The sequence below is a fragment of the uncultured Roseobacter sp. genome (assembly GCF_947499265.1).
Taxonomy (GTDB): domain Bacteria; phylum Pseudomonadota; class Alphaproteobacteria; order Rhodobacterales; family Rhodobacteraceae; genus Roseobacter.
The window spans coordinates 149,145-169,558 of record NZ_CANMNK010000005.1; the positions used below are offsets into that span (position 1 = coordinate 149,145).

General features: G+C 60.7%; 18 protein-coding genes. 11 read left to right on the forward strand and 7 right to left on the reverse strand.

Annotated elements, in window-relative coordinates; all coding sequences use genetic code 11:
• Positions 1-103: 103 nt before the first annotated feature.
• The 4 genes from Q1A63_RS14830 to Q1A63_RS14845 form a co-directional block, all read right to left on the reverse strand.
• A complete protein-coding gene (locus tag Q1A63_RS14830) occupies positions 104-1,294 on the reverse strand; it encodes a phosphopentomutase (protein WP_298973814.1) in 1,191 nt (396 codons plus the stop codon).
• On the reverse strand, positions 1,294-2,613 hold the full coding sequence (locus Q1A63_RS14835; RefSeq protein WP_298973816.1) for a thymidine phosphorylase: 1,320 nt from the start codon (positions 2,611-2,613) through the stop codon (positions 1,294-1,296). The genes Q1A63_RS14830 and Q1A63_RS14835 overlap by 1 nt, the downstream gene beginning before the upstream one ends.
• Positions 2,610-2,999, reverse strand: coding sequence for a cytidine deaminase (locus Q1A63_RS14840; RefSeq protein WP_298973818.1), 390 nt, complete (start codon positions 2,997-2,999; stop codon positions 2,610-2,612). The genes Q1A63_RS14835 and Q1A63_RS14840 overlap by 4 nt, the downstream gene beginning before the upstream one ends.
• A gap of 85 nt (positions 3,000-3,084) precedes the next feature.
• Positions 3,085-4,170 carry a cupin domain-containing protein gene (locus tag Q1A63_RS14845; protein ID WP_298973820.1) on the reverse strand — a complete coding sequence of 362 codons (1,086 nt, stop codon included), beginning with the start codon at positions 4,168-4,170 and terminating at the stop codon, positions 3,085-3,087.
• Between the two features lie 187 nt (positions 4,171-4,357).
• On the opposite strand from Q1A63_RS14845, the gene Q1A63_RS14850 reads away from it, so the two are divergent.
• From Q1A63_RS14850 to Q1A63_RS14880, 7 genes are all read left to right on the forward strand, one after another.
• Positions 4,358-6,631 (forward strand): NADP-dependent malic enzyme, encoded by a 2,274-nt coding sequence (locus Q1A63_RS14850; protein ID WP_298973821.1) that lies wholly within the window; start codon positions 4,358-4,360, stop codon positions 6,629-6,631.
• 231 nt (positions 6,632-6,862) lie between these two features.
• A complete protein-coding gene (locus tag Q1A63_RS14855) occupies positions 6,863-7,129 on the forward strand; it encodes a hypothetical protein (RefSeq protein ID WP_299632181.1) in 267 nt (88 codons plus the stop codon).
• 196 nt (positions 7,130-7,325) lie between these two features.
• On the forward strand, positions 7,326-9,218 hold the full coding sequence (locus tag Q1A63_RS14860) for a propionyl-CoA synthetase (RefSeq protein ID WP_299632183.1): 1,893 nt from the start codon (positions 7,326-7,328) through the stop codon (positions 9,216-9,218).
• Between the two features lie 15 nt (positions 9,219-9,233).
• Positions 9,234-10,154, forward strand: a complete 921-nt coding sequence (locus Q1A63_RS14865) for a LysR family transcriptional regulator (RefSeq protein ID WP_298973825.1) — start codon at positions 9,234-9,236, stop codon at positions 10,152-10,154.
• Positions 10,155-10,246: 92 nt separating this feature from the next.
• Positions 10,247-12,325: a hydantoinase/oxoprolinase family protein gene (locus Q1A63_RS14870; protein ID WP_299632185.1), complete on the forward strand. Its 2,079-nt coding sequence runs from the start codon at positions 10,247-10,249 to the stop codon at positions 12,323-12,325.
• A 4-nt stretch (positions 12,326-12,329) separates the two neighbouring features.
• Positions 12,330-14,039, forward strand: coding sequence for a hydantoinase B/oxoprolinase family protein (locus Q1A63_RS14875; RefSeq protein WP_299632187.1), 1,710 nt, complete (start codon positions 12,330-12,332; stop codon positions 14,037-14,039).
• Between the two features lie 39 nt (positions 14,040-14,078).
• On the forward strand, positions 14,079-14,786 hold the full coding sequence (locus Q1A63_RS14880) for an SDR family oxidoreductase (RefSeq protein WP_298973828.1): 708 nt from the start codon (positions 14,079-14,081) through the stop codon (positions 14,784-14,786).
• A gap of 68 nt (positions 14,787-14,854) precedes the next feature.
• Here the strand turns inward: Q1A63_RS14880 and Q1A63_RS14885 are convergent, their stop codons facing one another.
• Positions 14,855-15,064 (reverse strand): CsbD family protein, encoded by a 210-nt coding sequence (locus tag Q1A63_RS14885; RefSeq protein WP_298973829.1) that lies wholly within the window; start codon positions 15,062-15,064, stop codon positions 14,855-14,857.
• 183 nt (positions 15,065-15,247) lie between these two features.
• Here Q1A63_RS14885 and Q1A63_RS14890 point away from each other — a divergent pair, with 183 nt between their 5' ends.
• Genes Q1A63_RS14890 through Q1A63_RS14900 form a run of 3 tightly spaced genes read left to right on the forward strand, consistent with a single transcriptional unit; the run spans position 15,248 to position 16,808 of the window.
• The gene (locus tag Q1A63_RS14890; RefSeq protein ID WP_298973831.1) at positions 15,248-15,694 is read left to right on the forward strand and encodes a hypothetical protein; all 447 of its coding nucleotides are present in this window, start codon (positions 15,248-15,250) and stop codon (positions 15,692-15,694) included.
• Positions 15,691-16,254 (forward strand): hypothetical protein, encoded by a 564-nt coding sequence (locus tag Q1A63_RS14895; RefSeq protein WP_298973832.1) that lies wholly within the window; start codon positions 15,691-15,693, stop codon positions 16,252-16,254. Before Q1A63_RS14890 ends, Q1A63_RS14895 begins: the two co-directional genes overlap by 4 nt.
• A complete protein-coding gene (locus Q1A63_RS14900; protein WP_298973833.1) occupies positions 16,254-16,808 on the forward strand; it encodes an SCO family protein in 555 nt (184 codons plus the stop codon). Before Q1A63_RS14895 ends, Q1A63_RS14900 begins: the two co-directional genes overlap by 1 nt.
• Positions 16,809-16,858: 50 nt before the next feature.
• Here the strand turns inward: Q1A63_RS14900 and Q1A63_RS14905 are convergent, their stop codons facing one another.
• Together Q1A63_RS14905 and Q1A63_RS14910 are read right to left on the reverse strand one after the other, a co-directional pair.
• A complete protein-coding gene (locus Q1A63_RS14905; protein ID WP_298973834.1) occupies positions 16,859-18,088 on the reverse strand; it encodes a Coenzyme F420 hydrogenase/dehydrogenase, beta subunit C-terminal domain in 1,230 nt (409 codons plus the stop codon).
• Complete coding sequence (locus Q1A63_RS14910; protein WP_298973835.1) at positions 18,085-18,846, reverse strand: NAD kinase; 762 nt, start codon at positions 18,844-18,846, stop codon at positions 18,085-18,087. The genes Q1A63_RS14905 and Q1A63_RS14910 overlap by 4 nt, the downstream gene beginning before the upstream one ends.
• Positions 18,847-19,066: 220 nt before the next feature.
• Between Q1A63_RS14910 and glyA the strand changes: the two genes are divergently transcribed.
• A complete protein-coding gene (gene glyA, locus Q1A63_RS14915) occupies positions 19,067-20,362 on the forward strand; it encodes a serine hydroxymethyltransferase (RefSeq protein WP_299632192.1) in 1,296 nt (431 codons plus the stop codon).
• The last annotated feature ends 52 nt before the right edge of the window (positions 20,363-20,414 follow it).

Consider the following 20,414-nt stretch of genomic DNA (forward strand, 5'->3'; position numbering starts at 1 on the left):
GCCCCTCTTTTCAAATCCTGTTCCGTTTAGACCTGAAGGCGGTCAGGCCGCAACCCAACCCCAGCATTTCGCAGGCGCAAGGCCCCCTGGACCAATGAGAGGTTCAGGGAATGCTGACCCCCAAATGGCGCGCCACAATGGCCGCCACATCCGTGAATTCGATGTGCCCCAACGCATCGACGCCCGCACCCGCGATCAACACAGGCACGCGTTCCCGGGTATGATCCGTCCCGACCCAGGTGGGATCGTTGCCATGGTCAGCCGTCAGCACCAGAATATCACCGCGGCCCATGCGGCGAATGACCTTCCCTATTTCGCCGTCGAACCATTCCAGCGCACGGGCATAGCCGGAGACATCGCGACGATGCCCGTAAAGGCTGTCAAATTCGACAAAATTTGCGAAGGTCAAGCTGCCCTCCTCGGCGATATCGACAAGGTTGACGAGGTGTTTCATCAGCATGTCATCCGGGCCCTTGCGGACCACATCAATGCCCTGCATCGAAAAGATGTCGCCGATTTTGCCAACCGCATAGACCTTGCGCCCGGCATCCTGCACCCAGTTTGTCAGGACAGGGCGCGGCGGTGCGATGGCGTAGTCTCGCCGGTTCTCCGTTCGGAAAAAACCGTTTTGCGGGTCGCCCAGGAACGGGCGCGCAATCACGCGGCCAACCTTCATGTCATGCAGCGTGGGCGCAAGGTCCTCGCAAAGGGTGAGCAGTTTCTCCAGGCCGAAAGTCCCCTCATGAGCCGCGATCTGGAAAACGGAATCGGCGGATGTATAGCAAATGGGCTGACCATTGTGCATGTGCAGCGCCCCCAATTCGTCGATGATGGCCGTCCCCGACGCGTGGCAATTGCCCAGAATGCCATCCGTACCCGCAAGCGCGCAGGTCTTGTCCACCAACTCTTTTGGAAAGGCGCGCTCCTGATCGGGAAAGTAATGCCACTCCCAGGGCACGGGCACGCCAGCCAGCTCCCAATGACCTGACGGTGTGTCTTTTCCCTTGGAAACCTCGGTTGCGACACCCCAGACACCAGCGGGTTCCATGCCCAACCCAAGCGCCAGGTTTCCGCTGGCCAGTTGCACGGCCCGGCCCAGGCCCAGACTGTCCAGATTGGGCACCCGCAGTGGCCCCAACCGGCCCTCTGACGCCTCCCCCTGTGCGCAGGCGCGGGCAATATGGGCCAGCGTATTTGCACCCTCATCCGGAACGGTGCCGTTGAAAAACATATGCGCATCCGGCGCGCCGCCAATGCCGACGGAATCCATGACAACCAGAAAAGCCCGCGCCATCAGTCAACCCTCTCTCGGATGAGATCGGGTAGCACCTTGGGGGGCGTGTCAGACAAGGTGATGGCCGCGCGTAAGTCGGCCGCGGCCTTGTCCGCCGCATCCGGGCGCGCCGCGTGCACCACGGCCAAAGGCTGGCCGCGCATGATTTTTTCGCCCAGCCGGACCATCTGCCCGATGCCAACGGCTGGATCGATCATGTCGCTTTCCACCGCCCGACCGCCACCGAGGTTCACCACCGCCATGCCCAAGGCTTCGCCGTCGATCGCGCTGATGCATCCCGCATCGCGGGCTGTGACCTCTCGGATTACCGTCGCTTCCGGCAAGAACCGCGCCCAGTTTTCAACGAAATGGACAGGGCCACCCATCGCCGCAATCATCGTTCCAAAACGCTCCGCGGCGCGCCCATCCTGCAGGCTTGCCGTGATCGCCTCCGCCCCCTTCGACGGGGTTTTGGCGAGGCCTGCATTCGCCAGCAAAACACCGCCAAGCGCGGCTGAAATCTCTGCCAGAGGAGATTGCACATCGCCGCCGGTAAGCACCTGCATGACATCTGCGACCTCGAGCGCGTTGCCAAGGCTCGGCGCCAGCGGTTGGCTCATATCGCTGATGATGGCCGTGGTCTTGCAGCCTGCTGCATTGGCGGTCCCGACCAATGCGGCTGCCAGATCGCGCGCGGCCTCGATGTCCTTCATGAAGGCGCCGCTGCCAACTTTTACGTCCAAAACCAATCCGTCCAGCCCTCCGGCCAGCTTTTTCGACAGGATGGACGCGGTGATCAGATCCAGACTGTCAACGGTTGAGGTGACATCCCGCACCGCATAGAGCCGTTTGTCCGCAGGCGCGATATCCGCGCTGGCCCCGACAATGGCACAGCCCGCCTGCGCGACAACGCTGCGAAATCGATCTTCGTCCATTTGCGTGACAACGCCCGGGATCGCATCGAGCTTGTCCAGCGTCCCCCCCGTATGTCCCAGCCCGCGCCCTGAAATCATCGGCACGAACGCGCCGCAGGCCGCCAATGCCGGGGCGAGGATCAGCGACACACAATCGCCAACCCCACCGGTGGAATGCTTGTCCAGCACCGGCCCGTCCACGTCCCATTTCAACACCCGCCCGCTGTCCCGCATGGCGAGGGTCAAAGCCACCCGCGCCTCTTCGCTCAGGCCGCGCACGCAGATGCCCATGGCAAAGGCACCGGCCTGGGCATCGCTGATTGTGCCATCGCTGAGTGCCTGCGCCAGCCACGCCAGGTTCGACCCCTGCAGCGGAATGCCATGGCGCAGTTGCGCTAACAGCTTGCGGGCGGTCGGCGCACTCATGAGTTCATATGCGCCACGTTGAACACGCCCGGCAGCAATTCACCCACGGTGATGGCCTGTTCCACGCCGCCCGTGGTCGCCATCGTCACACGTACGCCTGCATCAGCAAATTCCGCCAGCTTTTGTCGGCACCCGCCGCAGGGTGTGACCGGCATCGGCGATCCGGCGATTACATAGGCCTCTGTCAGCCGGGTCTCGCCTGCGGCCACCATCGCGGCAATCGCACCTGCCTCGGCACAGGTGCCCTCGGGATAGGCCACGTTTTCCACATTGCACCCTACGTAGACCGTGCCCGACGCCGCGCGGATCGCGGCACCCACCTTGAAATTCGAATAGGGTGCATGGGCGTTTTCACGCACCGCTGCAGCCGCCTCTCTGAGGGACATTCCAGAACCTTTCACCTTGATCCGTCGCGCGCCAGCGTGTCGCCAGATGCGCCCCTTTGCAAGAGCCTGCACGCGATATTCGCACTTACCCCAACGTCGTTTCAAACACACCGGGCAGCGAAACTTCAAGCAGTTCGATGTCCTCCGAGGGATCGCTGTATCGCCCCCGCATGCCCGGCGGGATCACAAAAGCATCCCCTGGCTCCAACGCATGCGGCGTGCGTCCCTCGCCTTCCAGCACCATCCGGCCCGCCATCACGAAAGTGAACAGAATGTCACTTGCATGCCGGGTCCAGGTACTCTCTCCAACACCTCGCCGCACCACATGCACCCCCGCCACATTTCCGGTATGCGCCGCAATCGTGGTGTCGCGGCTTTGAAACCCCGGCACCCGGAACGGCGCCCATTCAGCGCCTTCGGCCTTGTGATGTACAAACTTCTGGCCGGAAAAATCCCGATCCGGGTTGGGCGGCCCATTGGGCAATTCCATGTCGTGGTCAATGGTCGTGACATGTTCTGCCGGCACGCCGATCTCGATCACCTCGATGTTGTCTGAGGCAAACAGCACCCGGTGGCGGATTTCCGGCGGCTGGATCACGCAATTTCCCGCATGCAGCCGGAAGGGCGCGCCCTGATCCTCATAGACCAGATCAACCCAGCCCTTGTAGCAAAAGATCAGCTGAAACCCGACCGTGTGGTAATGCACCATATCCGGCACCGGCCCGCCGTCGGGAATGCGGATGTGGCTGGCAATGATCGACCCGCCCAGACGGTCTGGGATAAGATCACGATAATGCATGCCCGCGCGCCCGATGATCCAGGGGGCCTGATCCGCCAGGCGCCGTACGACGAAACTGTGCACCGTCTCCGGCATCACCAAAGGTTCCTGCATCGCGACGATATCGATCTGCGTCCCATTTGGCGCTTGCAGGGTCGTCTTGCCGTCAGCAAATGCCATCGGATCGTCACATAGGATGCGCAACCGTCCCGCGGGCACATCCGCATGCCTGTCGATCCGTATGCGCAAACCGTGGCCAGAAAAAACCGCGACCGATGGATCATCAGCGGGATAGATCATATCCATGCGCATCCCCAAAACCTTGGTGTAAAAAGGAATATCGTCCCGCAGCTCTTGCGTCGGCAGCACGGCCTCAGCTCTGATCTCGCTCATAGGTCCTCCCAGTTCGCGCGCATCTTGCGACCTGTTCAGCGGATTGACAAGCCACCGCCCTCTTTCTCTTGGCTCAAAACATCCCGGGGAGTGTGAGGGGCAGCGCCCCTCATTGAAAAACAGGACCTTGGCCACTGCCACCACTTAGTTTAACACTAAACTATTCCCTGGGAGGAGCCTCCATTTCATGACTGATTCAAAGAACCTGCGGCAAGCGGCCCTCGACTATCACGAATTCCCAAAACCGGGGAAACTCGAAATCCGCGCAACAAAACCATTGGCGAACGGGCGGGACCTGGCCCGCGCCTATTCTCCCGGCGTGGCGGAGGCGTGCCTGGAGATCAAGGAGGATCCCGCAACGGCCGCCCGGTACACCGCGCGCGGCAACCTGGTGGCCGTGGTGTCCAACGGCTCGGCAGTGCTCGGGTTGGGCAACATCGGCGCATTGGCCTCCAAACCGGTGATGGAGGGCAAGGCCGTCCTCTTCAAGAAATTCGCAAGCATCGATTGCTTCGACATCGAGGTCGACGAATCCGACCCCGAAAAGCTCGCCGATATTGTCTGTGCGCTTGGACCAACCTTTGGCGCAATCAATCTCGAAGACATCAAGGCCCCTGATTGTTTTACGGTGGAACGGATTTGCCGCGAGCGCATGAACATTCCGGTGTTTCACGACGATCAGCATGGCACCGCAATTGTCGTGGGAGCAGCCGCAAAAAATGCGCTGCACGTCGCGGGCAAAAGCTTCGAAGACATCAAGATCGTCTCGACCGGCGGTGGCGCTGCTGGCATTGCCTGCCTCAACATGCTGCTCAAACTGGGCGTGAAACGGGAGAATGTCTGGCTCTGCGATATTCATGGGCTGGTCTATGAGGGCCGCGAGATTGACATGAACCCCAGCAAGTCGGAATTTGCCCAGGCGTCCGATTTACGCACACTTGATGACGTGATCCCGGGCGCCGACCTCTTTCTCGGCCTCTCCGGCCCCGGGGTTCTGCAGCCTGAAATGGTGGCGAAAATGACGGACCGTCCGATCATTTTCGCGCTTGCCAATCCAACCCCGGAAATCCTGCCCGATCTCGCCCGCGAGGTAGCCCCTGAGGCGATCATCGCAACCGGGCGCTCTGATTTTCCCAATCAGGTCAATAACGTACTGTGCTTCCCCTTCATCTTTCGGGGAGCTCTGGATGTCGGCGCCACGACCATCAATGACCAGATGGAGCTGGCCTGCATCGACGGGATAGCGGAACTGGCACGGGCCACCACCTCTGCGGAGGCGGCAGCAGCCTATCAGGGCGAACATCTCACGTTCGGCGCGGAATACCTGATCCCGAAACCATTCGACCCCCGTCTGGTGAGCGTCGTGTCCTCTGCCGTCGCGCGCGCCGCGATGGAAACCGGCGTGGCCACCCGCCCGATCGAGGACCTCGACGCTTACCGTCAGAAACTCGACGGTTCGGTGTTCAAATCCGCGCTGCTGATGCGCCCGGTCTTCCAGTCCGCACGGCTGGCGCCACGCCGGATCGTCTTCGCGGAAGGCGAGGACGAGAGGGTGCTGCGCTGTGCCCAGGCCGTGCTGGAAGAAACCATCGAAAAACCGATCCTGATCGGTCGTCCTGACGTGATCGAAACACGGATCGACCGCGCGGGTCTGACCATCCGGCTTGGCAAGGATGTTGATCTGGTGAACCCGGAAAATGATCCGCGCTACCGCGATTATTGGGAGACATATCACGATCTGATGGCCCGGCGCGGGGCGACCCCGGATATTGCGCGCGCTGTCATGCGGACCAATACCACCGCCATCGGCGCAGTCATGGTGCATCGCGGTGAAGCTGACAGTCTGATCTGTGGCACCTTTGGCGAATTTCGTTGGCATCTCAATTACATACAACAAATCCTCGGGCGGGACGGGCTGAAGCCCGATGGCGCGCTTTCGATGATGATCCTCGAAGATGGCCCCCTGTTCATCGCTGACACACAGGTGCACCTGCACCCCAATCCCGAACAAATCGCCAACATTGCGATAGGGGCCGCGCGTCATGTGCGGCGCTTCGGGATCGAACCTAAAGTCGCCTTCTGTTCACAATCACAATTTGGCAATCAGGGGGAGGGCACCGGCGGGCGCCTGCGGGCGGCCATTCAGCTGCTGGACAGTCAGGGACATGATTTCTGCTACGAAGGCGAGATGAACATCGATACCGCGCTTGATCCGGAATTGCGGGCCCGCGTCATGCCATCGAACCGGATGGAGGGTGCCGCGAATGTGCTGGTCTTTGCCCATGCGGATGCGGCCTCGGGTGTGCGTAATATTCTGAAGATGAAAGGCGGCGGGCTTGAGGTTGGTCCCATCCTGATGGGCATGGGCAACCGGGCGCATATCGTATCGCCCTCAATCACGGCGCGCGGTCTGCTCAATATGTCTGCCGTCTCGGGCACACCGGTCGATCACTACGGCTGATCGCGGCCCCGCGACGGGTTTTCACCCGCAGATGGGAACCACCGGCCCCACCCTCTGTGTGTGATGCGGGGCGATGAGTTGCGCCTGAAACAAACCGCGCGAGAGGATCACGACGCTACACAAACCCGTTGCGGTTCATCATTGTGGTTGATTTTGTCCCCGCGCGCCCGAAATTATAAGAGGCAACTCAAAACCCACGTCCCAATTTTCAGGCAGTAATCGGAGTTTATCATGACCGCAAAACTGGTATTTTTTTCGGCAGCCACCGCGCTTGTGCTGAGCGCATGTGGCACCGTGGCCAATCAAACCGTGGGTACAATCAACGTGGATGGCGATGACTATGAGTTGCGCACCCGGACCATTGAACGCGCGAACGGTTCTTTTGACATCACCAGCGTGCGGGTGAACGGGTATTACATCACCTGCTTGCCCGACAGTCCAAATGACTGCGAATCCAAGGTCCGCAACGGCCTGAGTGCCCGCATCGACCGGAGCTAGGGCCTTCCGCGTGATCCCGGCGTCGCGGCGGATAAAACTAATGCGCCAGACGCGTATTTTACCCGGCAGCGTGCCCTGCGACGCAGACGTTAACGCCAACATTCACATCATACCCCGCGAGCGGCGGGTCTGACCACTTGCGGTCCTGCCCGTGCCACGGCTACACCAAGGCACGTTGCAAGGCCGGGAGGGACAGATGGGCTACAAAGAGACATATGCTGCCAGCATGGCGGATCCTGAAACATTCTGGATGGGTGCCGCCGAGAAGATTGACTGGAGCACCCCCCCTTCCAAAGCATTGTTCGACCGCGGTGATGATCTCTATGAATGGTTTGCCGATGGCATGACCAACGGCTGTTACAACGCCGTTGACCGGCACGTCGAAAACGGCCGTGGCGATCAGCTTGCCATCATCCACGACAGCCCGATCACCGGCTCAAAATCATCCCTGACCTATGCGGAGTTGCAAACCCGCGTCGCCGCGCTTGCGGGTGCTTTGGTGGCGCAGGGCGTGACAAAGGGCGACCGGGTCATCATCTACATGCCGATGGTGCCCGAAGCTTTGGAGGCCATGCTTGCCTGTGCCCGCATCGGTGCCGTTCATTCGGTCGTCTTCGGCGGGTTTGCGGCCAACGAGCTGGCCGTGCGCATTGACGATTGCCAGCCCAAGGCGATCCTTGCTGCCTCTTGCGGGTTGGAGCCGGGCCGCGTGATCCACTACAAACCGCTGCTGGACGGCGCCATCGATCTGGCGGATCACAAACCAGACGTCTGCCTCATTCTGCAACGGGATCAGGAGCGCGCCGAATTGATCCCCGGGCGCGACCTCGATTGGCATGCTGCCCAAGAGGGTGTGACGCCTGCCGAGTGCGTGCCCGTAGAAGGCAACCACCCGGCCTATATCCTCTATACCTCTGGCACCACCGGCGCCCCGAAAGGCGTGGTGCGGCACACCGGCGGTCACCTCGTCGCGCTGAACTGGACGATGAAAAACATCTACCAATGCGATCCCGGCGATGTGTTCTGGGCAGCCTCTGATGTGGGCTGGGTCGTTGGCCATAGCTACATCTGCTACGGACCGCTCATTCACGGCAACACCACCATCGTTTTTGAAGGCAAGCCGGTGGGCACGCCGGATGCGGGCACCTTCTGGCGGGTAATCTCCGAGAATAATGTGCGCAGCTTTTTCACCGCCCCCACCGCAATCCGGGCGGTCAAGCGTGAAGACCCGAAAGGGCTGGAGCGGCAAAAATATGACCTCAGCGGGTTGCGCGCGCTTTATCTGGCGGGAGAACGCGCCGACCCGGATACGATAGAATGGGCCGGTGAAATTCTCGCCGTACCGGTCTACGATCACTGGTGGCAGACCGAGACGGGGTACACCATCGCGGGCAACCCTGCGGGCCTTGAAGCTTTGCCGGTCAAAATCGGCTCTCCAACAGTGGCGATGCCCGGCTATGACGTGCAGATCCTCGACGAAGCAGGCCATCCGCAAAAGCCCGGTGAGTTGGGCGCGATTGCGATCAAACTGCCCCTGCCGCCCGGCACGCTACCAACGCTCTGGAATGCCGAAGACAGGTTCCGCAAAAGCTATCTGCACGCCTTCCCGGGATATTATGAAACCGGCGACGCGGGCATGATCGATGAAGACGGATACCTCTACATCATGGCGCGCACGGATGACGTGATCAACGTGGCGGGGCACCGTCTGAGCACGGGTGCCATGGAGGAAGTACTCGCCGGGCATCCGGATGTCGCCGAATGCGCAGTGGTTGGCGTGTCGGACGCGCTCAAGGGGCAATCGCCGCTTGGCCTGGTCTGCCTGACCAATGGCGTGAACCGTCCGCACGACGAAATCTCCACCGAATGTGTGAAGCTGGTACGTGAAAAAATCGGGCCCGTTGCCGCCTTCAAAAATGCGCTGGTGGTCGACCGGTTGCCGAAAACCCGCTCGGGCAAAATCCTGCGGGCGACGGTGGTGAAGATCGCGGACAACGAAGCGTTCAAAATGCCGGCCACCATCGATGATCCGGTGATCCTGGATGAAATCCGCGCCGCCCTGCAGACCATCGGCTACGCCAAAGGCTGAGCCCGAAAGCCCGTCATGATCGGTCATCTCATCAGCCTCAGACAGCTCGAAGCGCTGATCTGGGTGGCCGATCTGGGCAGCTTTCGCAAAGCAGCACAGCAGTTGAACACGACACAGCCGAACATCTCGGCCCGCATCGCCGGGCTGGAGGAGACCCTGGGGCTTGTGCTGATGCACCGCGATGCAGGCTCTGTGCGGATGACGGACAAGGGGTCCGAGATCCTGGCGGTGGCACGCCGCATCGTGGGCGAGGCTGAAACCCTGACCGAAATCGCCGGGCGTGCCGATCTGTCCGAGGGGCGCTTGCGGCTGGGGGTCACGGAACTGGTTGCCGCAACGTGGTTGCATCAATACCTGCGCGACCTCAAGGCGACCTACCCGGCCATTTCGGTCGAGCTGACCGTGGATATGTCACGTCAGTTGGACGCAGCTCTTGGAAACCACAGCATCGATCTGGCCATCCAGAACAGCCCATTTGTCACAGCTGCCTCCGGCGTGATCGAGATTGGCCAATACCCCTACGTCTGGGCGGCAGAAAAATCCCTGGCCCATGCGCTTTCCTCTGCAAAGACGCTCAAGGGTCTGATGCCGCACACCCTGTTGACCCACGCGCGTCACACACAATCCTACATCGAACTCAGCGACCATGCGCAAGCGCTAGGGGTGCCGACAACCAGCTTTGCACCCTCCAGCTCTCTCACCTCCTGCATGCAAATGGCAGCTGATGGTTTGGGCGTGGCGCTGCTGCCGCGCATTATGGCGGAACGGGGCGCCGGTGCAGATAGGCTCACACTCCTCGACGGCCTCTGGCTCCCATCTCCGTTGAGGTTTTCGGCGCGCTATAATCGCGACACAGCACCGCGTTATGTCGCGCAAGCCGCCGCAATCGCCGCCGCCACTGCGCTGGCCTTCGATCATGCTCCAGCACCCGAATGATAGATTTTTTCAATCCATATGATCGAAACAAATAATTGGATTGTATCGCACGATCGTGCCTAATCTGCCACTGGACCAGGAACAGGCAGTATATGAAATCTTCTTCGATCAGGCTGGGCGTAGACATTGGCGGCACTTTCACCGACGTGGTGCTGGAAAAGGACAGTGCGTCCTTTTCAACCAAGGTACTGACCACCTATGCCGCGCCCGAAAACGCCATCATTGATGGGATGCATCAGGTCTGCGTCAAGGCCAGCATCACGCCTGACCAGATCGACCAGATCATTCATGGCACGACCCTGGCCACCAACGCGCTGATCGAGCGGCGGGGCGCCAAAACCGCGTTGATTACCACGCAGGGTTTCCGCGATGTCATTGAAATGCGGACCGAATCCCGGTTCGAGCAATATGATCTGAACTTGACTCTGCCTGAACCGTTGCTGCCCCGCCAAAGACGCTACACCCTGACCGAACGGGTCGACGCGCGGGGCGATGTGCTGATCCCGCTGGACCGGGCAGAGGTGGAACGGCTTGCAGAAAGCATAGCAGATGCAGGGTATCAAAGCGTCGCGGTCGGGCTGATCCATTCCTATCTCAATGACAGCCACGAACGGATGGTGCGCGAGGTTTTGGCAGAGAAACTTCCCGGGGTGATGATCTCGCTCTCGTCAGAAGTCAGCCCGCAAATGCGCGAGTATGAGCGTTTCAACACCGTGGTGGCCAACGCCTACATCAAACCCTTGATGAAATCCTATCTTGGGCGGCTCAAAGGGCGCTTGCGCGACGAAGGCACCCGCTGCAACATCTTTCTGATGCACTCGGGCGGCGGGATCATTTCGCTGGAAAGTGCCGCGGAGTTTCCGGTGCGTCTGGTGGAATCCGGCCCCGCGGGCGGTGCCGTTTTTGCCGCACATATCGCGGCGCGCTACGGGCTGAACAAGGTGCTCAGCTTCGACATGGGCGGCACCACGGCCAAGATTTGCTTGATCAAGAACCAGACGCCCAAAACCTCGCGCGTCTTCGAAGTGGCGCGCACTTATCGCTTCAAGAAGGGGTCCGGCATGCCGATCTCGATCCCGGTGATCGATATGGTTGAAATCGGTGCGGGTGGCGGGTCGCTGGCGCATGTGGATGCCATGCGGCAAATCCGCGTCGGGCCAGAAAGCGCAGGCTCCGAGCCGGGGCCTGCCTGCTACGGTCGCGGGGGTGAAAAACCTGCCGTGACGGATGCGGATCTGGTGCTGGGTAAACTTGACCCGGATAACTTTGCTGGCGGTTCCATCAAATTGGACGCCCAAAGCTCCGCCACTGCGCTCGAAACCCACCTGGGCGACACGCTGGAAATGGATGCAACAACTGCCGCCTTTGGCCTGGCCGAAGTGGTAGATGAAAACATGGCGAACGCGGCGCGGGTCCACGCGGTTGAAAACGGTGAGGATCTGAGCGACTACACCATGATCGCCTTTGGCGGTGCCGCCCCGCTGCACGCCGGGCGCTTGTGCGAAAAACTGGGCGTTGATCGGTTGCTGGTGCCGCCGGGGGCCGGGGTCGGCTCTGCCATCGGTTTTCTGCGCGCGCCCTTCAGTTTCGAGGCCAACCGCTCCTTCTACATGAAACTGTCGGATTTCGACGCGCCGAAAATCCGCTCCCTTCTCTCTGATCTCGAAACGGAAGCCACTGCCTTTGTCCGCACCTGCGACGCAGAAAGCGACATCCTGCCCGAATTCAAGGTTTACATGCGCTACACCGGCCAAGGCTGGGAAATTCCGATTGTACTGAGTGCAGAACAGGCCCAGAACCCCGATGCGGCGCGTTTTCAGGCCCTTTTCGAGGCCGACTATGCCAAGCTCTTTGGTCGCACGGTGGCAGGTCTCGACATCGAAATCACCGTCTGGTCGGTGAACGCAACCACACCCCCCGAGACGGTAGCGCCCGTGCCCACCCGGACGGGCGCCCGCGCCGCGCCTGCCCAAGGCATGCGGCGGATGTTCGACCCTGTGCAGGCCGACTATCTCGACACATCAATCATCTTGCGCAAGGCCATGGCGGAAGGCAGCGAGGCGCAAGGTCCGGCGGCGATCACCGAGGATGAGACCACCATCATCGTGCCCCCCAATCGCCGCGCTGTGTGCCAGCCTGACGGCTGCATTGACATCACCGTGAAAGGGTAAGGCCATGGCCAAGACACATACCACCGTCGCCTATCAGGTCATGTGGAACCGCCTGATTTCGGTTGTCGAGGAACAGGCGCAGGCGCTTGTCCGCACCGCATTTTCGACCTCGGTGCGCGAGGCCGGGGACCTCTCTGCAGGGGTCTATGACACCCACGGGCAAATGCTGGCGCAGGCGGTGACCGGCACACCGGGTCACGTCAACGCGATGGCCGATGCGGTGGCGCATTTCATCCGGCGCATTGGCCGGCAGAACATCTTTGAGGGTGACGTCTACATCACCAATGATCCCTGGGAGGGCACGGGCCACCTGCATGACATCACGATGGTCACGCCCTCTTTTCACAACGGATTGCTGGTCGGCTTTTTCGCCTGCACGGCGCATATCGTCGACATTGGCGGGCGGGGGTTTGGCGCGGATGCGGCCAGTGTCTATGAGGAAGGCCTTTACATCCCGATCATGAAGTTCGCCGCCGGTGGCGAGGTGGACAAAACGCTGGTGCAGATCATTCGCGGCAATGTGCGCGAGCCCGATCAACTCATCGGTGACGTCTATGCGCTGGCCACCTGCAACGAGATCGGTCACCGCCGTCTGATCGACATGATGCAGGAATTCGCGCTCGACGATCTGGACGGGATTGCGGAATTCATTCTGGAAAACTCCCGCCGCGCCACGCTGGAGCGCATTGCTGCACTGCCCCGTGGGCAGGCCAGCGGCGAAATGACCGTGGACGGCTTTGACACGCCCATCATGCTCAAGGTCCAGCTGACCATCGAAGCAGACCGCATTCTGTCTGACTTCGCGGGCACGTCGGGCCTCGACAAGAAGGGGATCAACTGCCCGCTGGTCTATACCAAGGCCTACGCGTGCTACGCGCTGAAATGCGCCATCGCGCCGGAAATTCCCAACAATGCGGCCTCTCTCGCGCCCTTTGAAATCGCGGCACCTGAAAACTCGATTGTACATGCGCTGCATCCCGCGCCGGTTGCCTTGCGGCATATCGTGGGTCATTTCGTGCCCGACACGGTCTATGCCGCCCTCGACAAGATCCTGCCCAACGTGGTGCCCGCCGAAGGGGCGGGTTGCCTGTGCAACTTTCAGGTCTCGCTGCGCCCCCGCACAGACGCGCCTGCCCCCGCAGATGCGGTACGCTCCGAAGTGTTGACCTTCAATTCCGGTGGCTCCGGCGCCCGACCGCAACACGATGGGCTGAATGCGACGGCCTTCCCCTCCGGCGTGATGACCATGCCGATTGAGGCCACGGAACATGCCGGTCCCGTGATCATCTGGCGCAAGGAATTGCGCCCCGATTCAGGAGGCGCCGGGCAACAGCGCGGCGGTCTGGGCCAGTACATGGAAGTGGGCGCCCGCGCAGGCCATGAGTTTGATTTCTCCGCCATGTTCGACCGGGTCGATCACCCTGCCCGCGGACGTCGCGGCGGCGCTCCGGGGGCATCCACGACGATTGCGCAAGACGATGGCAAACCCATGCGCGGCAAAGGCAAACAATTCGTCGCACATGGTCGCAAGGTTGTTTTGGCCTTCCCCGGCGGCGCGGGCTACGGCGCGGCGAAAGACCGGGACATAGCGCTGGTCAAGCGCGATCTTGCGCGCGGCTACATCTCGGCGGAGGTGGCTGCTCGGGACTACGGGTTGAGCGCGGAGGACATCGCGACCGTGCAGCAGGCCGTTCTTCGCGGCGAAGAAATCTAAAACCTCACCGCTTTGGCGGTTTTCAAAAAGGACGTGACAATGGCAGATATCAAAGTAGCGCTGGTCACAGCGGGCGGCAGCGGCATGGGCGCAGACAGCGCGCGGGCGCTGGCGGCAGATGGGTTCAAACTCGGCATCCTGTCCTCCTCGGGCAAGGGCGAGGCTCTGGCCAAGGAGTTGGGCGGCGTGGGCATCACCGGCACCAACCAATCCGAAGCGGACCTGCAAAAACTCGTCGATGCCGCGATGAACCACTGGGGCCGCATCGATGTTCTGGTGAATTCCGCGGGGCACGGCCCCCGTGCACCGGTTCTGGATCTGACGGACGAAGATTGGCACGCGGGCATGGACGTCTATTTTCTGAATGCGGTGCGCCCCACGCGACTGGTCACTCCGATCATGCAGGCGCAGGGCGGCGGCGCGATCATCAACATCTCAACCTTCGCCGCCTTTGAACCCAACCCGGTGTTTCCGACCTCCGGCGTGATGCGCGCCGGTCTGGCCGCTTTCAGCAAGCTTTTCGCCGACAAATACGCAGCCGAGAATATCCGCATGAACAATGTGCTGCCGGGGTTCATCGACAGCCTGCCGGAGAAAGAAGAGTTCCGCTCGATGATCCCGATGGGACGCTACGGAAATTCGCTGAATGAGATTGCGTCGGTTGTGGCTTTCCTCGCCTCCGAGGGTGGAGCCTATATCACCGGGCAGAATATTCGCGTGGACGGCGGCATCACCCGGTCCGTGTAAGTGCAAACGAAAAAGGCGACCCCCAAAACCGGGGGCCGCCCTTTAAAAAATCAGTCACGACGAGGTAATTACGCGGCTGATTTATGCTCTGCGATGAAGGCGTCGATCTGGCGCTCGGCTTCATCCTTGGCCACGCCATAGCGCTCCTGAATGAGCCCGGCAAGGCGCTCGCGATCACCCTCCAGCTGATCGATTTCATCGTTTGTCAGTTCGCCCCATTTCGATTGAATGGTGCCGGTCATCTGTTTCCAGTTGCCCTTGATAATATCCCAGTTCATTGGTCTCTCCTTTTTCAGTTGATCTCGTTGAACCAAGCACATGTGCATCACATGCTCTTGGCACCAGAACGTCGCCGCTGCACGAAAGGTTCCTGAAAAAGTGATCGGCGCGCGAATAATCGCGCATTGATCGAAAGCAGCACCCCGCTTAGGCTTTTTTCACCGTTATGGAGAACTGCCGATATGAGAAAGATTTTACCCCTGCTGCTATCCTGCCTTGCGGTGCCCGGATGGGCGGCCAGCGAAGGCACCCGCATTCAGGTCACCGGAGAGATCATCGACACGTGGTGCTATTACTCCGGCGTCATGGGGGGACCGGATGCTGTTGTCGGATCTGCGCATCATACCTGTGCGCTCTGGTGTTCGGCGGGCGGTATCCCCGTGGGTCTGCTGGCCGAAGATGGCACTGTCTATACCGTGCTCAAGATCGCGCAGGATGCGAATTCAGCCGGTGGCGACACACAGCTCAGCCTCGCGGCCCATACAGTCACTGCGGACGGGATGCTCTATGAGCGCGACGGTCTGAAGTATCTCGTGGTCAACGAGGTGGTCAGCGACATGGATATCGTGAACCAGACCCATGAAGATTATGGCACCGTGCCGCCCTTCTCATTCCCGGAGCCGAAATGATGCACAGATTTGCTTTTGTACTGGCGCTGATCGCCAGCCCGCTGGCGGCGCAGGATTTTTCTGCAGGTTCCGAGGCGAAAAGCTGGAACCTCTACGCCGAAGTTCCCGCACGGTTTGAGGCCAAGGTTGTCGATGTGCTGTGTGAGTTGACCGGCGATTGCCCGGCAGAATGCGGTGCAGGCACCCGGCAGCTCGGGCTGATCCGCAGTGCGGATGACGTCATGGTGCTGCCGATGAAGAACAGCCAGCCCGCCTTTACCGGTGCTGCGGAAGAGCTGGTGCCCTTCTGCAATCAAGTGATCGAAGTCGATGGGCTGATGATCGAGGACGAAGAGATCGGCGCCAGCAATATCTATCTGGTGCAACGCATCAAAGCGGAGGATGCCGATTGGATCAAGGCGAACACCTGGACCAAGAAATGGGCGCAGAAATATCCCGAAGCGAAGGGCAAAGGCCCCTGGTTCCGCCGGGATCCGCGCGTCAAGGATGTCATTGCGTCAGAAGGCTACTTGGGTCTGGGGCTTGAGGCAGATGTCACCTATGCCGAAGAGAACTTCTGATGTGGCGTGCTGCCGCTCTGGTCTTGTTGGCCAGTACCGCTCAGGCGGAAGCGCCGCTGCCTTTTGATATCGGTGGGCCCTATACGCTGGTGGATCAGCATGGTCAGGTACGCACGCAGGCCGACCCCGAGGGTCATGCGCAGCTCTTGTTCTTTGGCTATGCCAATTGCCTGAACATCTGCTCTGCCGCCTTGCCGCTGATGGCGGAGGTGGTAGATGCGCTGTCCGAGGACGGCATCACGGTGACCCCGGTGATGATCACCGTCGCGCCGGATCAGGACCGGGTGGAGACAATGGGCGCGCCGCTGTCGGAGATCCATCCGGATTTCGTCGGGCTGACCGGTGATGAGGCAGCCCTGCAAGCCGCCTATGATGCCTTTTCGGTTGAGGTGGAGCCGCTGTTTCAAGATCCAGAATACGGCTGGATCTATGCGCATGGCAGCTTTGTGCATCTGCTGGATGGCTCTGGAGAAACCTTGACCTTGTTGCCCCCCATTCTTGACGGGGATCGCACAGCTGAGATTGTCCGTGGTTACCTGGCACCTCGCGGCTAGTTTTGAACGGGTGCCGCAGCAGGGGGCCAGCCCCCGCCTGAGCCTGTGGCTCAGTCTCCCCCGGGATATTTTTCGCCAGAAGAAGCATGGGTTTCGTTTTCTTCAGGCGTCAGATCGTAGGGTGCGGCGATTTTCCAGACATGGTCCGGGATCATGTTTTTCATCTTGGCCGGGGCTTCACGACGCAGGTGTAACACGGTCTCGGCGGCTTTCATCTCGACCCGGGCACGGGCGAATTCCAGGCCCCTTGGTCCAATGCGTGGCTGCAGCCAGCTGACCAGCGGGCGCAGCCAATCCGGCATGCGCCGCAATGGCAGGCCACCAGCAGCACGTTTGGTATTTGCCACAAAGCCCTTTACCGCGCTGGTGCGTTTTCCTGCGGTGCCCGGCGTGGACAGGCTGATCTCCTGCGACAGGGTTTCCAGCATTTCGGCACCCCGCGCGTTGCGCACCAGCAACCATTGCTCCCCCTGCCCGCCCATGTAGCCGACAGTGATGTCCGCAAGCGCGTTCGTGTAGTCCACGCAGGTGCGACAGGTCAGCGGGAAAAAGTCGGACGGCAGGTCGGAAATCGGCAGCGACAAAAACGGGATCAGACGCTGGCTGCCATCGGCAAATCGCAACTCGACTTTGTAATCCGCGCGGAACTCAAGGTAGGTGATGGTGTCTGGGTCTTCATCCAGCAGGCTGAGGAAATGGTGGAAGTTTTCCGTTGTCGTATTGTCCGAACACGGCGTGCCGATCACATAGAGCCGGTCCAGCCCCAGGTCCTTTTCCAGGACCCGCAGGGCGTAAATCTGGCAGGGGATGCCGATCACCGCAAGCCGGGTGAAGCCCTGGTCCTGCGCGTTTTCCAAGAGGGCCAGCAGTGGTGCGTAGCCCATGCGCATGCCGCGTGCCTTTGCCATATCTTCCGCGTTGGTGATCAGCGCAGGCCTGGGGCACCACCTGTCCCTTTCGTCCGGTACCATGGTCAGAACCGCCTGCACCTGACCCTTTTCCAGCAGCTTTGCCCCCAACGACGTGGTGATACCCGTCCATTGCGCGCCCGATTTGGGTGTCTTCATCCGCGCGCGGTACATCGCCTGAAACGGGCCAAAGAATTGCTCGTCGCCGTCTTGCCGGACGCGCCCATGCACCTTTGCTTCCAATCCCGGGTAGTCGGGCGCGATAAACTGGCAGGCCTGCCCGCAGGCCTTGTCATTTTTCATGCGGGAAACGCCGCAATCCGTGCAGAGCCCGCGCGGCGCTGCCGGACCGATATCGGGCGTTTGGATCACGTGAATTGCTCGTTGATCAAACGTTCCTCCAACCCATGACCGGGATCGAACAGGATGCGGTGCACCACACTGGGGTCTGATCTGATTTCAACACTGGTAACGCCCATGACTGAATTCGCATCGGCTTCGGCCATCACAGGGCGCTTTTCGGGCTCCAATACGTCAAAGCGCACCACGGCCTTTTTGGGCAGGAGCGCGCCGCGCCAACGCCGCGGGCGAAAGGCGCTCATCGCCGTCAACGCCAGTACTTCGGAGCCAATGGGAATGATCGGCCCGTGTGCGGAGTAATTATAGGCAGTGGAGCCTGCCGGGGTGCTGACCAACGCGCCGTCGCAGACCAACTCTGCCATGCGCAGACGCCCGTCCACCGTGATCTTGAGTTTGGCGGCCTGCGGTCCGGAGCGCAGCAGGGACACCTCGTTGATGGCCAATGCCTCGGTCATCGCACCATCCGCACATATCGCCGTCATGCTCAGCGGGTTCAGTTCCGCCTCTTCTGCGGCTTGCAACCGCGCGGGCAGATCGGTTTCCGAATAGGTGTTCATCAAAAACCCGATGGTGCCGCGGTTCATGCCGTAGACCGGCGTATCGAGGCGCTGCACATCGTGGAGAGTTTGCAGCATGAAGCCGTCCCCCCCGAGGGCGACAATCACATCCGCTTCTTCGGGCGCCACATTGCCATAGCGCGTGATCAGAGCTGCCCGCGCGGTTTGTGCAACCTCGGCACGACTGGCGGTAAAAGCGATCTTAGGGGCCATGCATGTTTCCGATCCGGGACTTTGTGATCCGAAACAAGCATATATCGGCTGCCATGGCCAGCATGCCCCTCAATACCACCTTTAGGCTGGATTGCGCCGGGGCATCCAGCATTCTATGAACGCCGCACAGGATCATCCATTGGTCGCTTTACACTCTTTCCGAGCGGCTTAGTTTCCGATAGGAAACAACATCTTTACTCTTTTGACAGGGAGACTGCCCATGAACGCGCCACACCGTGCCCCCGGCTTTTTCACCAAATCGCTGGCTGACAGTGATCCGGAAATCTTTGCCTCGATCACCGATGAGCTCGGCCGTCAGCGCGATGAGATCGAATTGATCGCATCCGAAAACATCGTATCCGCTGCCGTGCTTGAGGCGCAGGGGTCGATCATGACGAACAAATACGCGGAAGGCTATCCCGGGCGCCGCTACTACGGCGGCTGCCAATACGTCGACGTGGCCGAAGAGCTGGCGATTGAACGGGCGTGCAAGCTTTTCGAGTGTGGTTTTGCCAATGTGCAGCCGAACTCAGGCTCTCAGGCGAACCAAGGCGTTTTCCAGGCCCTGTTGCAGCCAGGCGATACGATCCTCGGCATGTCGCTGGACGCAGGCGGTCACCTGACCCACGGCGCCAAACCCAACCAGTCCGGCAAGTGGTTCAACGCGGTGCAATACGGCGTGCACAAGGAAGACAATCTGCTGGACTATGATCAGGTTGAGGCGCTGGCCAAGGAGCATCAGCCCAAGATGATCATCGCCGGTGGCTCGGCCATTCCCCGCCAGATCGATTTTGCCCGCATGCGCGAGATCGCCGATAGGGTGGGGGCCTATTTGCATGTGGACATGGCGCATTTCGCCGGTCTGGTGGCGGCGGGAGAACACCCCTCGCCGTTCCCGCATGCGCATGTGGCCACAACCACCACGCATAAGACCCTGCGCGGGCCACGGGGCGGCATGATCCTGACCAATGACGAAGCGCTGGCCAAGAAGTTCAACTCGGCGATCTTCCCCGGCATTCAGGGTGGGCCGCTGATGCATGTCATTGCAGGCAAAGCCGTCGCATTTGGCGAGGCGCTGCGCCCGGAGTTCAAGGACTACATCAAGCAGGTGATCGTCAATGCACAGGCGCTTTCGGATCAATTGATCAAAGGCGGGCTCGATACCGTGACCCACGGCACTGACACCCATGTGCTGCTGGTGGACCTGCGCCCCAAAGGCGTGAAGGGCAACGCCACCGAAAAGGCCCTGGGCCGCGCGCATATCACCTGTAACAAGAATGGTGTGCCATTTGATCCGGAGAAACCCATGGTCACCTCTGGCATCCGTTTGGGCTCCCCCGCCGGGACGACACGCGGATTTGGCGAACCGGAATTCCGCCAGATTGCCGATTGGATCATCGAAGTTGTCGATGGATTGGCGGCGAATGGCGAAGACGGCAATGCCGCGGTTGAGGCCAAGGTCAAAGCGGAAGTTGCGGCGCTTTGCGCCCGTTTTCCGATGTATCCAAACCTCTGAGGGAACCGGCATTGGCAGCCGCAAGCTGCCCGACTATCAAAACGGCTCCAGT

Excerpts from the sequence above, each read along its gene's own strand:
- Q1A63_RS14830 (WP_298973814.1), bottom strand. The coding sequence starts at position 1,294 with ATGGCGCGGGCTTTTCTGGTTGTCATGGATTCCGTCGGCATTGGCGGC.
- Q1A63_RS14835 (WP_298973816.1), bottom strand. The coding sequence starts at position 2,613 with ATGAGTGCGCCGACCGCCCGCAAGCTGTTAGCGCAACTGCGCCATGGC.
- Q1A63_RS14840 (WP_298973818.1), bottom strand. The coding sequence starts at position 2,999 with ATGTCCCTCAGAGAGGCGGCTGCAGCGGTGCGTGAAAACGCCCATGCA.
- Q1A63_RS14845 (WP_298973820.1), bottom strand. The coding sequence starts at position 4,170 with ATGAGCGAGATCAGAGCTGAGGCCGTGCTGCCGACGCAAGAGCTGCGG.
- Q1A63_RS14850 (WP_298973821.1), top strand. The coding sequence starts at position 4,358 with ATGACTGATTCAAAGAACCTGCGGCAAGCGGCCCTCGACTATCACGAA.
- Q1A63_RS14855 (WP_299632181.1), top strand. The coding sequence starts at position 6,863 with ATGACCGCAAAACTGGTATTTTTTTCGGCAGCCACCGCGCTTGTGCTG.
- Q1A63_RS14860 (WP_299632183.1), top strand. The coding sequence starts at position 7,326 with ATGGGCTACAAAGAGACATATGCTGCCAGCATGGCGGATCCTGAAACA.
- Q1A63_RS14865 (WP_298973825.1), top strand. The coding sequence starts at position 9,234 with ATGATCGGTCATCTCATCAGCCTCAGACAGCTCGAAGCGCTGATCTGG.
- Q1A63_RS14870 (WP_299632185.1), top strand. The coding sequence starts at position 10,247 with ATGAAATCTTCTTCGATCAGGCTGGGCGTAGACATTGGCGGCACTTTC.
- Q1A63_RS14875 (WP_299632187.1), top strand. The coding sequence starts at position 12,330 with ATGGCCAAGACACATACCACCGTCGCCTATCAGGTCATGTGGAACCGC.
- Q1A63_RS14880 (WP_298973828.1), top strand. The coding sequence starts at position 14,079 with ATGGCAGATATCAAAGTAGCGCTGGTCACAGCGGGCGGCAGCGGCATG.
- Q1A63_RS14885 (WP_298973829.1), bottom strand. The coding sequence starts at position 15,064 with ATGAACTGGGATATTATCAAGGGCAACTGGAAACAGATGACCGGCACC.
- Q1A63_RS14890 (WP_298973831.1), top strand. The coding sequence starts at position 15,248 with ATGAGAAAGATTTTACCCCTGCTGCTATCCTGCCTTGCGGTGCCCGGA.
- Q1A63_RS14895 (WP_298973832.1), top strand. The coding sequence starts at position 15,691 with ATGATGCACAGATTTGCTTTTGTACTGGCGCTGATCGCCAGCCCGCTG.
- Q1A63_RS14900 (WP_298973833.1), top strand. The coding sequence starts at position 16,254 with ATGTGGCGTGCTGCCGCTCTGGTCTTGTTGGCCAGTACCGCTCAGGCG.
- Q1A63_RS14910 (WP_298973835.1), bottom strand. The coding sequence starts at position 18,846 with ATGGCCCCTAAGATCGCTTTTACCGCCAGTCGTGCCGAGGTTGCACAA.
- glyA (WP_299632192.1), top strand. The coding sequence starts at position 19,067 with ATGAACGCGCCACACCGTGCCCCCGGCTTTTTCACCAAATCGCTGGCT.